General features: G+C 59.9%; 11 protein-coding genes. 8 read left to right on the top strand and 3 right to left on the bottom strand.

Going from position 1 to position 15684, the window contains the following annotated elements; translation table 11 throughout:
- On the top strand, window positions 1-688 hold a 688-nt coding region (locus VN887_12070; protein HXT40740.1), incomplete at its 5' end, for a PQQ-binding-like beta-propeller repeat protein.
- A 117-nt stretch (window positions 689-805) separates the two neighbouring features.
- Here VN887_12070 and VN887_12065 read toward each other — a convergent pair.
- The gene (locus VN887_12065; GenBank protein ID HXT40739.1) at window positions 806-3445 is read right to left on the bottom strand and encodes an FAD:protein FMN transferase; all 2640 of its coding nucleotides are present in this window, start codon (window positions 3443-3445) and stop codon (window positions 806-808) included.
- 498 nt (window positions 3446-3943) lie between these two features.
- On the opposite strand from VN887_12065, the gene rpoD reads away from it, so the two are divergent.
- Complete coding sequence (gene rpoD, locus VN887_12060; protein HXT40738.1) at window positions 3944-5842, top strand: RNA polymerase sigma factor RpoD; 1899 nt, start codon at window positions 3944-3946, stop codon at window positions 5840-5842.
- A gap of 43 nt (window positions 5843-5885) precedes the next feature.
- Here rpoD and VN887_12055 read toward each other — a convergent pair whose 3' ends face one another.
- On the bottom strand, window positions 5886-8108 hold the full coding sequence (locus VN887_12055) for an alpha-amylase family protein (GenBank protein HXT40737.1): 2223 nt from the start codon (window positions 8106-8108) through the stop codon (window positions 5886-5888).
- Window positions 8109-8516: 408 nt separating this feature from the next.
- Window positions 8517-8837 carry a hypothetical protein gene (locus VN887_12050; protein ID HXT40736.1) on the bottom strand — a complete coding sequence of 107 codons (321 nt, stop codon included), beginning with the start codon at window positions 8835-8837 and terminating at the stop codon, window positions 8517-8519.
- Between the two features lie 388 nt (window positions 8838-9225).
- On the opposite strand from VN887_12050, the gene sppA reads away from it, so the two are divergent.
- The 6 genes from sppA to VN887_12020 form a co-directional block, all read left to right on the top strand.
- Window positions 9226-10245: a signal peptide peptidase SppA gene (gene sppA / locus VN887_12045; GenBank protein HXT40735.1), complete on the top strand. Its 1020-nt coding sequence runs from the start codon at window positions 9226-9228 to the stop codon at window positions 10243-10245.
- Between the two features lie 171 nt (window positions 10246-10416).
- On the top strand, window positions 10417-11547 hold the full coding sequence (locus VN887_12040) for a Xaa-Pro peptidase family protein (GenBank protein ID HXT40734.1): 1131 nt from the start codon (window positions 10417-10419) through the stop codon (window positions 11545-11547).
- Between the two features lie 192 nt (window positions 11548-11739).
- Complete coding sequence (locus tag VN887_12035) at window positions 11740-12450, top strand: zinc metallopeptidase (protein ID HXT40733.1); 711 nt, start codon at window positions 11740-11742, stop codon at window positions 12448-12450.
- A gap of 80 nt (window positions 12451-12530) precedes the next feature.
- The gene (locus tag VN887_12030) at window positions 12531-13895 is read left to right on the top strand and encodes an ABC transporter substrate-binding protein (GenBank protein ID HXT40732.1); all 1365 of its coding nucleotides are present in this window, start codon (window positions 12531-12533) and stop codon (window positions 13893-13895) included.
- A 62-nt stretch (window positions 13896-13957) separates the two neighbouring features.
- Entirely contained in the window at window positions 13958-15013 is a 1056-nt protein-coding gene (locus VN887_12025; GenBank protein ID HXT40731.1) for an ABC transporter ATP-binding protein, read from the top strand.
- Between the two features lie 108 nt (window positions 15014-15121).
- Window positions 15122-15684, top strand: a 563-nt coding sequence (locus VN887_12020) for a sigma-70 family RNA polymerase sigma factor (protein ID HXT40730.1), incomplete at its 3' end; no start/stop codon positions are given.

Genomic DNA, 15684 nt, shown 5'->3' with positions numbered 1-15684 from the left:
GCGCATCGTCATCCCCACGCCGGTGCCGGCCGGCAAAATGATCTACATGGCTTCGTGGGCGCCCGGCGGCGATGCCGGCCGGCGGCTGGCGCTTGATCCGTGGCCGACCGCGCTCGCCAAATGGGACAGGAACCATGACGGTAAATTGTCCAGGACCGAGGTTGACGACCGCGAGGTGCTCGACCGGTTCTACCGGATGGACCTCGATCAAAACGGGACGCTCGATGAAAAGGAGTGGCAGCGTCACGCCGAAGTTTTTCGTCGCGCGCAAAACGCCCTTCTGGCGTTGAGGCCGGAGGGCCGCGGCGAGTTGAAGGACACCGCCGTGGTCTGGAAATACCAGCGTGGCGTTTCCTACGTCGCCACGCCGCTGCTCGACCGCGGCGTCCTGTGGATGGTCAAGGATGGCGGCATCGTGACGAAACTGGATGCCGCGAGCGGTCAGGTCCTGTCGGAGGAGCGTGTCGGTGGCGTGGGCAGCTATTTTGCATCACCGGTGACGGGCGACGGCAAAGTCTATTTCGCCAGCGAACCAGGAGTCGTTACGGTCGTCGAGAGCGGAAGGGAATGGAAAATCATGTCGTCGCATGAATTTCACGAGAAGATTTACGCCACGCCGGCGATCGGGCGGGATCGGATTTACATCCGCAGCGAACAGGCACTCTACTGTTTCCAAGGTGCGAAGTAGTTTAGGTCTGCACGGTCCGCGGTTGAAAACGTGCGCAATCCTGCGCGCCGAATGAACCGGTCGGCCGAAACATCAAGGGCGTCGCCCCGGTCCGGTCATGATTTGCGGTCCGTCTCGCTATCGCCGCGCGGCAGGCGGCGGACCGGCCAGAAGTTCACGCTTTTTCCAGGCGCTGCTCTCCCTGATCTCGAGTGTGCCATCCGTTCTTTCGGTCACAAATCGAGCGGCGAGGTTGAGACGTTCCGCCAAAGGGAGGCCGGTTTCGACTCCCAGCACGTTCAACGCTGCGCCCCAGGCATCGGCATGGGCGCAGTCGTCCGCGCGCGCGCTGACAGTCACCGTGTGATGCGTAATGGGGCGGCCCGTGTGCGGGTCGATCAAATGGGAATACTCGCGGCTGCCTGATTTGAAATTCCGGCGATATGTTCCGGAAGTGCCGATGGACTCGTTCGTCAGGGTGCAGATCCGTGTCGGGTGTTCGACGGCGATGGTCCAGCGTCCACGGGCGCGAAGCTCGCCGCCGGCTTCGACGAGAAAATTGGTGTAGCCGCGGCGTTCGAGGTTTTGGGCGACTTGATCTATGGCCCAGCCGACCGCAATACTGGAAAGGTCGATTTCGAGCGCCGGGTGCCGCTTGCGCAACATTCCGTCGAGAATTTCGAGTTTTTGCCAGCCGACCGCAGGCAGGGCCGCGTTGATTTCCGCGTCCGTGGGTGGCTCGGTGTGCCGATGAGCCGGGCCGAATCCCCAAAGGTTCACCAACGGTCCAACCGTAATGTCATAAGCGCCACCCGTGTGGCGGCTGATGTCGGCCGCCCATCGTGAAAGCGTCAGCACCGGCCACGGTACTGGCATCGCATTGGTGGTGGCGGTGCGGTTGAACTCCGAAATATCGGTGTTCGTGCGCCAGTGTGACGTCATGTTTTCCGCCCACTCGAATTCGTCCACGATGACTTTGTTGACAATCGCGGGGTCCGCGACTTCATCACGGATTTTTACGGACCAGGTCGTGCCCATGGTGCGACCCGTCAGAGTCAGAGGTTCGGGCGGTTGTTCGGCGCGCGGCCAGGCGCGAACGATGCCGACCGCGGCGAACCCGGCCGCCAGAAAACCGAGCGCGGTCCAATCACGGCGTCCCCAGCGGTCGGCGGAACCAGCGGCACGGACAAAGTTCAACAGCGCGCCGGTTGGGCAGCCGAACCGGCAGTATGCCTGTGGAATGAACAACGATGCCGCCAGCCCAACAATGGCGATGACGAGTGTGGCTGCGCCAGCGGTCCGCCAGACCCACGCATCGAACGGTTCGATGCTGGCAAGATTCAATTGACACCCAAACACCAACGTCACCAGCCCAATACCAAGCAAAATGGCAGGAACAGATTCCAGCACATGGGCCAGATTCGACGGCAGGGCCCAGCGTTGGCGGAACACCTTCCCGAGAAGCTGCTGTGCAGCACCGTGTGGACAGATCTGGTGGCAGTAGAGCTGGCGACGCGAGGTCCAGGGCACGACCAGTGCTGCGACCGCGAGCAAGGCCAGGGCAGGTGCGGCTTTGATCGCCATGCCGCTGGTCGCCCACCCACCGAAGAGCGCAAGCGATAAAAGATCGTGATTCAGGAGTCCGACATAGGCAACCAGCACAAGCTGCCACGCCATGCGGATCGATCGATGGCCGCGAAGCGAGGTAAATGACATGAGCAGGGCACACAGAACCACCCCTGCGAGCGCCCAATCGCGTGGTTTGGGCCTCCAGCGGACCGCTTGCGATTGCGCTTCGATCACAGACTCGAAATGGCTGCGCACTCCTTCCACGACAGCGCGGGCGGTCTGTGTGGCGCCGGCAATTCCTTCCACGTTGTCCTTTGCCGGGGCCCCGAGGCTCGCAAGTTCTTCGACGGAACGGCCGATGAACGTTTTAAGAAACGGTTCCGCCCGGCGGATCTGGTCCACGTAGGCATCCGTGTCGTAACTCTTGCTAAGGCGCAGCCCCACGACGGTTCGACCGTCGGGCGCGAGAGCGACGAGACATTCGGTTGGACCGCGATAACCGGACACGTTGTCCGCCTGCGGAGATGTGCGGATCGCAAAACCGAGCAGGCGGCCCATCGCGTCGAGCGCTCGCAGGCGCGATTGATCGGGCACGAGGCGCGCTGCATTCGTGAACAAGTTCCGGACTTCCGACAGCGCGACCGGGTCTGGAAATCGCAGCGAGGGCGCTGCTCCGGCGAGACGTTGCTGAACGCTTTCGGCGATCGCGAAGCTGGTCAGGGTGGCGCCACTGACCCCTTCGATCTTCGGCAACGATGAGGAACCGGGTTTCCATCCGATGAACGAACGCAGGAAGTTCGGATCGGATTTTACCTTTTCCACGTGTTCCTTTGTATCGCCGGACCGCAGCAACTCAACGCCGGCGATCGCGCCGCGCGAGTCGAGCGCTATCAGGAGATTGTTCGGACCGGAGTAACCAATGATGTTGTCGGTTTGCGGAGAGGTTGTGAGCAGACATCCAATGGTGTCATTGCGGGCGTCGGTGACGAAGTACAGGCCACGGTCCGGATCGCGAAGTTGGACCCGGTTCGCTGCAGGGAAAAATTTCCGCGCCTGGCGGATGGAGATGGAAGACGCGTGCTGACCTTCAAGCCAGCGGGACTGTTGTCGGACGACCGCCACCATGACCAACAGCACGCCGGCGCGGTAGAAGCGCAGCAACAATGAACTGTTGATCAGGCGGGCCATCGAAAGCAGCGCGTAACTCACCCGGAGATGCTACTTCGCGCAAGCACGGAGTTGTCGTCCTCACGCCGGAAACGTTTCGCCGTATCTCCGGCCACATGGTCTGCCCGCCGACACGATCTACCAAATCGGGCTTCGGGCATGAACGACGAAGGATTCAGGGCGGCTGCGGTCTTTCGTTGCTCCATGACTGCGGTGCGGCCGGGGGCTTGTCAGCTGGCAAACCTACGAGACGAGAGGGAGTCATTTTTGAATGTTCCGACGGCAATTCCTGTCCAACCACGGAAATTCGATTTCAGAGGCCTGGTTTTGATTCGCAACTTGTTGGTTTTGAGGCGGTAAAGTTTAGTCGTTTGTTTCGCCGGGGAATGCGTGTATTATCATCTTGCAGTTGAATTCGAGATTACAGGGCTTCGATTGCTGGTCTGCAGGGACCCGAGACTTTAAGTGAGGGTCGGTGGTTTTGCGGCGTTGGTCTGGGTTTATCGTCTCATGCGTGACCGGGTTTCACATGTGAAAACTATGCATAGATCGTCAGGAAAGAAGTTGATCACCAAGCTCCAGGCCGGCAGCCGGGTGCCGAAGGCGAAAATCAAGCTGGCCCCCAAGCGACCGAGAATCGCGCCTCTGGATGCGCTGAAGCCGGCACGCGCCGGACTGGAACACGCCTTGAAGACGCTTCCGAAGAACGGCGCCAACGGTCACAACAAACCCGAGCCTCGTTTTTTGTCGGACGCCGCCCTTGCGAACGCCGAACGGATGTTCGGCTCGATCAAAGGCCAGTCCGGCGCGGACTTGAGCGAAAAGATCAAGGATCTGATCCGGCTGGCGCGGGAACAGGGCTATCTGACTTTCGACGACGTTCATGAAGCGCTGCCTGAGACGCTCATTTCCGCTGAAGGACTCGCAGAGATTTATCGCACGCTGGGCAATCTCGACATCGAGATCATCGACCAATCGGAGGTGGATCGTGCTCAGCAACCAAGGACCGAGGAACCTGAAGAAGAGTCCCGGCTCGACTCACTTGACGATCCGCTGAGGATGTACCTCAGTCAGATGGGGAAAGTGCCGTTGCTGACTCGGGAGGGGGAAGTGGCGATCTGCAAGCGAATAGAAGACGCAGAGAGCGAGGTGAAAAGGATTCTCTATGGTCTGGGCTTCGCCGCGAAGGAACACATCGCGCTGGCGGAGAAACTGATCACTGAACCCCCGAAGGAGAGGTTCGATCGCGTGATTCTGGACGCCAAACTTCCCTTGCGCGACAGCCATTTGCGGACACTGCGCCGGCTGGTCAAAAGAGTGCGCGCGCTGGATTCGCGTGTGGACGACAAGTTCGCCGACTGGCAAAGCGCCCGAAGCAAGACCGGTCGCGCCCGCCTGCTCGCCCGGCTGCAGAAGCTCGACCAAAAGTTGCAGCAGACGTTCGTCCGGTTCTGTTTCAAACCGAAGGTGATCGATGAGATGATCCTTGTCGCGGAAAACGTGCACGACAAAATGCAAACCGGCCTGCGCGCCGCTCACGAGCTGGAGCGTCGCGCGAAGTCGGTCAGTGCGCGCTCGCTGCTTGACTCTGAACGCGCGAAAATGCGCGCCCTGGAGTGCTTCGTGCGCATGCCACAGCCGGCCTACCTCGAAGCCTACGCCCGGCTGAAGCACTTTGCCGCGAAAGCGCACCAGGCGAAGACGGAAATGGTCGAGGCGAATTTGCGGCTCGTCGTTTCCGTCGCCAAAAAGTACGTCAACCGCGGCCTCTCATTTCTTGATTTGATTCAGGAGGGCAACATGGGTCTGATGAAGGCCGTGGAGAAGTTTGAGTACCGCCGCGGCTACAAATTTTCGACGTACGCAATCTGGTGGATCCGGCAGGCCATCACCCGCGCGATTGCCGACCAGGCCCGCACCATCCGCATCCCCGTGCACATGATCGAAGTAATCAACAAGGTCATGCACGTGCAGAAGAAGATCATGATGGAGTTCGGGCGCGAGGCCACTCCGGAGGAAATCGCCGACGAAATGCGTCTGCCGGTCGAGCGTGTCCAGGCCATTTTGAAAATGGCGCAGCAGACCATCTCCCTCCAGGCGCCTGTCGGTGACGAAGGCGACGCGAGTTTTGGCGATTTCATCGAGGACAAGTCTGCGGAAAATCCTTCGGAGATGACGAGTTATCACCTCTTGAAGGACAAGCTGGCAGATGTGCTCGGCAGTTTGACGGAGCGTGAACGAAAGGTGCTCGAACTGCGCTTCGGCCTGCTGGACGGGTACGTGCGCACACTCGAAGAGGTGGGCAAGCAGTACAAGGTCACGCGTGAACGGATCCGTCAGATCGAAGCCAAGGCGCTGCGCAAACTGCGTCATCCAACCCGGGCCCGGCAGTTGCAAGGCTTCCTCGGACCCGAAGAACCGGAGCCGGAGCCGGCTTGATTTTTTGCCGTGCGCGGGCGGGCCCCGGGCGCGAATCTTCCCGTCACAGATCGACCGCGACCACCTCGTGGTCGCGGATTGATGGGACGGTTACGGACAGGGAATGACCGTTGCGCCGGATGCGCGGGGTTCCACCGGCGGCCAGGAGGCGGACTTGCCGGACTTTCGCGCCGTTCGGAATGCGAATGCGAACTCTTTGCGGACCGAGAGGAATCAATTCGCGAACAGGGCCCTTCATCATCATTGGATTCGTCAGATTTACGAGGTGCACGGTCAGTGAGGACTTCTGACGCCAGACGGTTACGTCGAGAACGCCGGCTCCGCTCACCGTTGCAGGCGCCTCTTCATCCGTGGCCCATTCGACCGCGTTGCGTAGGAGTTTGAAGTGATCAACGCACAGGACCTCCCGGAACGTGCGGTCAATGTCCCAGGGAAAATAAACGACCCGACCGCCGGCCTGATCGTCGCGAGTTAAATCGCGAAGATAGATTTCCGCCGTGTCGGTTTTTGGCACACGAGGATAAACTTTTTCCATCGGCAGGTCCGGATAGGATGGGATCAGGGTCACCGGTCGCTCGGGAAAAGAAAGCGATTCCTCGACTTCCAGCCGCCACACTCCGTTAATGATGCGCGGGGTGTCTTCGAGACCCTTCAATAGGGGATGACCGTGAGAGGACTGGTGTTCCAGGCGCAGGTAGGAGTTGTGCATCGGACCTTCGGTGAGGCCCTTGAATGAAACTCCGAACAGGTTGCGCAACCCAAAATCCGCGCGTTTTGCGCCCCATTCGTCGTAGAGACTCGTTTCGTAAGTGGCAATGAGACCGCCGCCGCCGGTGACAAACTCTCGGAGCCGTTCGCATTGTGCATCGGAGAGAGCCGCTATGTTTGGCAGGATGAGTGTTTTGAACTGGCGGACGTGCTTCGCGTCAAGCAGGTGATCATGAACCATCTCGAACGGGATGCGTGCCTCGATAAGCGCCTGGTACCAGCCGAGGGTGTGATCCTCAACCTTGTTCCCGTAAAACCAGGCCGTCTGCTGAGAATAAACCATTCCCACGCGGGCCAGCGATTGTTCGTTGCGCAGGTATCTCTCCCAGCTCGCGTAACGGCGGTAGAGATTTTCGACGGGTTTCAGCCAGCGCGGGTCGTGGATCACGCCGCCGAATTTGGTGAACCACGGGCGCAGGCCGTTGGCGACGCCATCCGCCACCCAGAGCCTGATTTCTGCTTCATCCTGCACCGAATCCTTCCATCGATAGGGTTCTTCGAGGCCGACACTGAAGATGCCAACGATTGGTTTGCGTCCCATGGCGGCGCGAAACTCCTTGCCATTCTTTCCATTCTCCCAGAGAGCGGCGAGGCCACGGCGGGCCTGGCGATCCGCGATGAGCGTGGGCGCCAGTTCGCTGATTTTCCTCATGTCGAGCGAACTCGTCGCGCCGCCGCCGGTGTTGGGGATCACGCACGAACCCGGGTTGATCTTGCGGACCTCACTGTCCCACAGCTGCCAGAGATCGAAGAGGCGTTGCTGGCGCCAGACAATATACGCGCGACGGCTTGGATCCCGCGGGTCGCTGGTGCGCGGCAGGTCCAAACCGGCGGCATCTTTGAAATTCTTCACGCAGTGTTCGCAATGACACAACCCGGATCCGTCCCAACGATTAATGAAAATGCCGTCCACCTGATAATCCGCCATGATCTCTTTTTTGACCCGGGTCATGAATTCGAAGTTGTAAGGGCCGAGAGCACAGGTCACCCACATTTCGGGAGAAGCCCAATGACGACGCAGCTTGCCGTCGGCCTCCGCCGCGATCCAATCCGGATGCGCGTTGCGGACATCGTCATAGGTTGCGTGGGAATCCGTCCGGGCGATGACGACCATACCGAGCTTCCGGCAACCATCTACCAGATCGCCGAACGGGTCCAGGCTACCGAGCCACTGGCTGCGGTGGTGAAAAGGGATCTTCGTGGGGTAGTACGCGACGCAACCCCCTGCACTGAGGCAGACAGCTTCCGACCTCGTGCGTTTGAAGTAATCCAGCCAAAATTGTGGATCGAACTTGCCGGGGTCGTCCTCCACGAGTGTGAGCTGTGCCCAGCGCATCGGTTTGTCCACCCATGATGGCGCGGTCTGCTGACCTGGCGAGACCCCGGGCGCGCCAGCAGCAAATGATTTGAACGAAAGGTCGTGTAACGAAGCGGCCGCGCCCGCCGCCAGGGAAGTTTTCAGAAAAGCGCGCCGTGAGACCTTGGAACGATGATTCATTTCCCCATTTTACACGGAGAGCGATTTCGGAGAACGATTTTTCAGAGCGTAACAGGTGCGGTCCCCGGGCGCGTGCCACCGAAACTATTTCGTTCTCCAGGCCGATTCAGGCTTTCTAACCCAGACGAAACTGCGGCACGCCGGCTCGACGGGTCGTTTGTGTCTCCAATTCCTCCACGCTGCCAGGCCGATGCAAAAAATTCCGCCCAATTCAATCACCCAGTTCAGTCTGAATCCGCCGATGCTCAGTCCAATCATTTGGTCCACATGGTGAAATGACGCCGCGCGGATCACCACGAAACATGTCAGGAACGCGCTGCCAACGAGCGCGGCGGAGGTTTCCCGCAGACTTTTCCGGAGCCGAAGGCACAAAATCGCGAGCCCGACAATGCCGAAGAGGACCATGGCTCAGATAAACAAGGCCTGGAAAACGCGGCGTTCCTCGTACCAACCCCCGGCCCTGGCGACTGACTTGAGCGCGAGCGTGAACCAGGTTTGCAGGTCGAGTTGTTTGTTGAATCCGAGCACCGTCAACAACGCCGCCAATCCGAACCATAGTCGCGGGTGAGCTGAATAGCCGGACTGTGGATGCGCGCGCCGGTCGCTGTTTCCAGCCATCCAGCAAAGCGCCCCGACGGTGAAGTATGCCGCGACGGTTATCCACCCCATGACCGTCGGATCGCCGATTCCCGGTCGCCAGTGATCCGCTTCTGTGAAAGCCAGCAACATGTTTTAATTCAAGGCGTCGCGCCCCTTTTGCGCAATGGGGCAAACACCGGAGGCTCGCGCGGTCTGGATTGGTGCGATGAGTTGAACGATGCTGGCACGAGCGGGCCAGATTACGTTTCGAAGCGAGCTGGTGCGGTTTCGACGAGTAACCCGAGGACCTAGCAGCATTGGGGCAGAGCGGAGGTCCGTAACAGCCTCTTCTTGCGGCGAACGAAGAACGACGAATCCGGCTTGCTCGTGTCAAATCCATGCGGTACTTTCCGCCAATATGGACAACGACGTGCTGGCCGCACAAACGCAACTGCCTCCTCCGATCACGCCGACGGCTCCGCCCCCGGTTATAACCCCGCCTCCACCCCCTCGTCCTCCGCGCCGCGGGAGTGGATGGATGAAGTTCGCGATTGTTTTGGGGGTTTTGCTCGCGGTCAGCGTCCTTGCCAACCTGCGGCATTTGGTGCGAAGCGTGACGGTGAAAACAGGCGCGGGCCGGCAGTCACGTGAGCATCTGGAGGAAGTCACGTACGAGAACAATCATTCGAAGAACAAGATTGCCCTCCTCGATATCACCGGAATCATCAGCAGTGAACCGTGGGACCGGAGTGGCAGCAGTCTGGTGGACATGATCACCGACCAGCTGCGCCTGGCGGGTGAAGATGACGCGGTTAAAGCCGTCATTTTGCGAGTGGATTCGCCGGGGGGTGAGGTGCTCGCTTCAGACGACATTTATCGCGCGATCGCGGATTTTCAGAAGGAATATAAAAGGCCGGTCGTGGCCTCGATGAGCGGGCTGGCGGCGTCGGGCGGCTATTATGTTTCGGCTCCGTGTCAATGGATAGTGGCCAACGAACTCACGATCACCGGAAGTATCGGCGTCATCATGCACAGCTACAATTACCGGGGCCTGCTGAACAAGGTTGGAGTGCGGCCGGAGGTCTTCAAGAGCGGCAAATTCAAGGACATGCTGAGCGGCGAAAAAAATGACGAGGAAATCCTGCCTGAAGAGAGGCAGATGATACAGTCGCTGATCGACGAAACGTTTCAGCGCTTCAAGAAGGTGGTGGCCGAGGGCCGCCAACGCGCCAACAAGCAAAATGGTGACGAAGGCCGCAAACTGGCCGCCAACTGGGAGGATTATGCAGACGGGCGCGTGCTGTCCGGCAAGCAGGCGTACGAACTGGGGTTTGTAGATGAGCTCGGCAACTTCGACGCCGCCGTGGAACGGGCCAGAGATCTTGCAAAGATCGGCAACGCCAATCTCGTGCAATACGAACGACCCTTCGACCTGGGAAATCTCTTCCGCTTGTTCGGTGAATCGGAAGGTCGCTCGTTGAAGATTGATCTGGGAATGCAGCTCCCGAAGCTCCAGGTGGGCCGCCTCTATTTTCTGTCGCCGACCGTCTTCCACTGAAGCGCGCGACGTCGCGGAGAAAACTCGCACCGTCGGCGCGGAGGACGGCCGTTCTTCTTCTTGCCAGCTTTTCCCGCGCTGACTAGAGTCCCCGCGTTTCGTTTCGGCGGGTCGCGGCGTTTTCAGCGCAGGTGCGTACGAAAGGTCGCGTTGCCTTGGCGGGAGTCGTCGATGAAGCGCGATAATCTATTGATGGTGGCTGACAGCGAGCATGACGCCAACATGCTCTACGCGGTGCAGATGTTCGTTCCGGATCCCTTCATTTATCTTCGCATCAATGGCAAATCCCACATCGTCATGAACGATCTGGAGATCGATCGCGCCCGCAAACAGGCGCGCCATTGCCGCGTCCTCTCCTGGAGCCAGTACGGGAAAAAACTCAAAAAGCAGGGCGCAAAGTCGCAGGGTTTTGCCGCGGTTGTGCGTCAGATCCTGCGGGAGAAACGAATCAAAAAAGTGTTCGTACCGGGCAGTTTTCCGCACGGTCTGGCGCGGGATCTCCGTCGTCTGAAGATCAAGACGAAGTTGAAGGAGGGCCACTTCTTTCCGGAGCGCGAATTCAAATCGGCGGAGGAGGTCAAGAAGGTCAGCGCGGCATTGATAATGGCCGAGGTCGGGCTGGCCGAAGGCATTCAGGCATTGAAGAACGCGCGGATCGGCAAAAACCGGCGGCTCACGTACCATAACGTGCCGCTCACGTCGGAAAAACTCCGGGCCATCATTGACATCGCCGTCATCCAGGCCGGAGGTCTCGCCAGCCACACCATCGTCGCGGGGGGCCGACAGGGGTGCGATCCTCACGAGCAGGGCCACGGCGTCCTGCGCGCGCACGAGCCGATCATCATTGATGTTTTTCCGCGCTCGCAAAAGACCGGTTACTTCGGCGACATCACCCGCACGGTCGTCAAGGGCCGCGCCGCCGAGGCTGTGCGCAAACTTTATCACGCCGTCGCGCGCGCCCAGGAAATCGCGTTCGAGAAAATGGAGCCCGGCGTGCCGGGAGCGGAGGTGCACAAAACGGTGATGGAATTCTTCGACGCCGAAGGATACCAGACCGGCCGCCATAACGGTCGGATGCAGGGATTCTTCCACGGGACCGGCCACGGCCTGGGACTGGAAATCCACGAAACCCCGCGGATCAGCGCGGCTTCAAACGATTTCCTGCGTGCCGGCCAGATTGTGACGGTTGAACCCGGCCTGTATTATCCCGAATTGGGCGGCGTGCGTCTGGAGGACGTCGCGCACATTACCGCGAACAGCCCACGCAACCTTACGAAATTTGAGAAGGCCCTCGAAGTATGACCGGAGGCGTTGCTCCATTTGAATCGTGACCGGCCGTCAGGGAGGTTTCCGTCGGACCTGGTGCACCGCCACTGCTCGAAATCGACGTGGCCTCCAAAACAATCATGACGGTGGAATCGGACGAGACTACTGAAGTCAGGGAAGGTTGACAAAATGACAAAGTGTCGTATGCAGGAGTGAAACGAGTTTTGAATGATGATGTTTGGAATGATGATTTTGGATAAGTGGTGGTGGATGATGATTCCCGGTCTAGTGCTCGGCCTCTATGCCCAGATCAGACTGAGCTCCTCCTATGGCCGGTACCTTGGGGTGGCGGCATTGCGCGGCGTGACAGGAGCCGGCGCGGCGCGTGAAATTCTTGACGAGGCGGGGTTGCGTGACGTTCCGGTTCAAGAGGTGCCCGGTCGGCTGACGGATCATTACGATCCGACCAAGCGGGCGCTTTTCCTTTCATCTGAAAATTTTCACGGCAACTCCATTTCTGCCGTTGGAGTAGCGGCGCACGAGGCCGGGCACGCGCTTCAGCACCAGGTCGCGTACACGCCAATGCAAATCCGCCAGACAATCGTGCCTGTCGCGCAATTTGCCAGCACCGCTGCGATGTGGATCAGCTTCGGAGGAATGGTTGCGGGCCTGCCTTTCCTGAAAAGCATCATCGGCATCGCAATCGCCGCGTTCGCGATTATCACTCTCTTTCAGATAATCACGCTCCCGGTGGAATTCGACGCCAGCCGGCGAGCCAAACAACAATTGGTGCGTCTCGGTCTGATTGACAATCGCGAACACGAAGCGGTCGACCGGGTGTTGAATGCCGCGGCGCTGACTTACGTGGCGGGAATGGTAGCCGCTATCTTTCAGCTGCTCCATCTCATCCTGATCGCGCGAGGCGATGACCGTGATTGAGCCGTGTTTGGGCGCCTGCAAGACACCGGATTAAACTTTGCCGCTTCCATTTGCGTTTGAAGTTGCGGGGCGCATTTTCTATGCTCCCGCTCATGTGGCGAGCCGGCCGGGTCGGGCTATTTTTCCGACGGATTCACCTTCGTGCATTGGCACTGTCAGGTTTGCTCGCTTTTCTCTGCCGTTTCTCAAACGCTGCCGTCGCCGAAGGCAGAGTCGTCATTATTTCTCCTCATAACGAGGCCATCCGCTATGAGTTTGGCCGCGGCTTTGATCTATGGCATCGCAAAAAATTCGGCGAAGGCGCTGCTGTCGAGTGGCGCGACCTGGGCGGGACGGCAGACGCGTTGCGCTTCGTACAATCCGAATTTGCCGCCAAGCCGGCCGGTATCGGCATCGATCTTTTTTTTGGGGGCGGTTCCGAGCCCTTCCTCCTGCTGGCGGACAGAAAGCTTGCGCTGCCTTACGAGCCGCCGAAGGAAGTCCTGTCCGGCATCCCGCAGAGTTTTAACGGCATCGAAGTCTATGATCCCGGCCACCGCTGGTATGGCGCTGCGCTGTCCAGCTTTGGCATTTTGCAAAACAGGCTCGTGCAACACCGGATGAATCTGCCGTTCATCACGCGTTGGGAACAGTTGGCCGGGCCGGAGCTGCGCGGCTGGGTGGGCGTGGGTGATCCGCGCCACAGCGCGACGATGAACAATATGTTCGAGGCGTTTCTCCAGGCGTACGGCTGGGAACACGGCTGGCAATTGCTGACCGAAATCGCCGGCAACGCGCGCGGGTTCGACGCCATCTCCTCGACCACTGCCAAAAACGTGACGCTCGGGGAGACCGCCTGCGCTTTCGCAATCGATTTTTACGCGTTTGCGCAGATCGCCGTGGCGGGCCGGAGCAACATGACCTTTGCGCTGCCGCAGGATTTCACCGCCATCAGCCCGGACGGCCTCGCGATTCTCAAAGGCGCCCCGAATCTGGCGCCGGCGCAACATTTCGTTGACTTCGCGCTCGGCGACGCGGGACAAAAGCTTTGGTTTCTGCCGCGCGGGAATCCCGAAGGGCCGCAGAAGTATTCGATCGAGCGCATGCCGGTGCGTCCCGACCTGTACAAGCGTTACGCGCACGTGAGCAACATCGAGTTTTCGCCGTTCGAATTGAAACAGAACTTCGTGTACGATGCACGGCTGTCGCGCGAGCGGCGCGAGGTGGTCGCCGCGCTGGCGGGCGCGCTGCTCGTTGACACGCTTCCGGAATTGCAGACCGCCTGGCGCGCCGTGATCCGGCGGGGGGCATCCGCGATCGACCGTGCGGAACTGGGCAGCGTGCCGGTCACGGAGGATGAAGCGCTGCGGCTTTCAGCGGGCCCCTGGAAAGACGCGGTCACGCGCAACCAAAAGAAAATCGAATGGCAAACCTGGGCGCAGCAAAAATACAGAAAACTGATGTAGGCACGGGCTTCGGCTTGGCCGCCGACGACGGGACCGCGCACGCTTGAGCGCGGCAGCAGGCGATGCGCGTTTCAATTCAAAATCTGGCCAAAAGATTCGGCGACACACCTGTTCTCAGGGACATTTCACTCGAGGTGCAGGACGAGGAGCTTTTTTTCCTCCTTGGGCCATCGGGCTGCGGCAAGACGACGTTGCTGCGTCTGGTCGCCGGTTTTTATGAACCGGACGACGGCCGCGTGTGCTTCGGGGACAGGCCGATGAACGGCGTGCCGCCGCACCGGCGCAACACCGGCATGGTCTTTCAGAATTACGCGCTCTGGCCGCACATGACCGTGGCGGAAAATGTGATGTACGGTCTCGACGTTCGTGGCATCAGCTCCGGTGAAAAGAAACAGCGCGTCGCGGAGGCCCTCGCAATCGTGCGGATGGAGGAGTACGCCGGTCGCGGTCCGAATCAGCTTTCCGGCGGCCAGCAGCAGCGCGTGGCACTGGCCCGCGCGCTCGTTGTCAAGCCCGACGTGCTGCTGCTGGACGAGCCGCTTTCCAATCTCGACGCAAAATTGCGCCTGGAGATGCGGGAGGAAATCCGCCGCATCCACGCACAAACAAGGATCACCACGATTTACGTCACTCACGATCAGAAGGAGGCTCTTTCCCTGGCCGGTCGCATGGCGGTCATGCGCGAAGGTGTGATCGAGCAAATTGGCGATCCCCGCACGGTTTACCGCGCTCCTGCAAGCCGTTTTGTTGCTGATTTCATTGGTGAAACGAACTGGCTCCTTGCGGAAGTGCAGGACCAGTCCGGCGGCGAGGCGCGGTTGAAGACGGAGGTCGGTGTATTTTGCGCCCGGTCCCTCACCCGCCTGGACGCCGGCCGCAAGGTCTGGCTGGGCTTTCGCTCAGAGGCGGTGGAGATTGGCGCCGGGGAATGCAATTCACTGGCGACAACCGTCGCGTTGGTGACTTACCAGGGCGAAATCGAGCAATATGAGTTGAGACTTTCGCCCGCGATCGTCATCAAGGCGTTCGAGCAAAACCCGGAGGAGATCCGCAGCGTCGGCGGGTCCCTTACGGTCCACGTGCGGCCGCAAAACCTTTTCGTCCTTCCCGCTCAATAAAATTCAAGTGCGGCCCAAAAGTTTTTCGGGGCGCCACCGTCGAAACAGGCGCGCCCAGCTAATTTGCTTGCGCAGGTGGGTCGGTGCACTAACGTGGAAACGGAAATTATGGCGGCGAAAAAGAAACCCGGACCGTCTTCACAAAAAAAGACGCGCTCGAAACGGAATTTCCGGCTCGCGCGGCGGAAGCCGGCGGTGGCGGGGATCACGGTTCGCGGCCCTGCGCCTGTCCGCGCGGAGGTGCCGCGTGAAGATGGAGCGGCCGTCGTGATCGCGGCCCGCGAGCGCTCCTCCTACGACGGCGACACCGCCATCAAACTTTACCTGCGCGAGATCGGGCAGGTGAAACTTCTCACGCCGCAGGAGGAGATCGAACTCGCGGCCCGCATCAAGAAGGGTGATAAGAAGGCCCGCGAGCAGATGATCAAGGCGAATCTCCGCCTGGTTGTGAAAATTGCGCATGATTACGAAGGTCTGGGGCTGCCGCTGCTCGATTTGATCAATGAAGGCAACATCGGCCTGATGAAGGCGGTCGAGCGTTTCGACCCGGCCAAGGGCGGCAAGCTTTCCACATACGGCGCCTGGTGGATCAAGCAATCCATCAAGCGCGCGCTGGCCAATCAGTCAAAGACCATCCGCCTGCCGGTCCATCTGGTGGACAAAATCTCCAA

The sequence above is a fragment of the Candidatus Angelobacter sp. genome (genome assembly GCA_035607015.1).
In the GTDB taxonomy this organism is placed as follows: domain Bacteria; phylum Verrucomicrobiota; class Verrucomicrobiia; order Limisphaerales; family AV2; genus AV2.
Note: the sequence above shows the minus strand (reverse complement) of the source record. Positions and strands in the feature narration are given on the sequence as shown.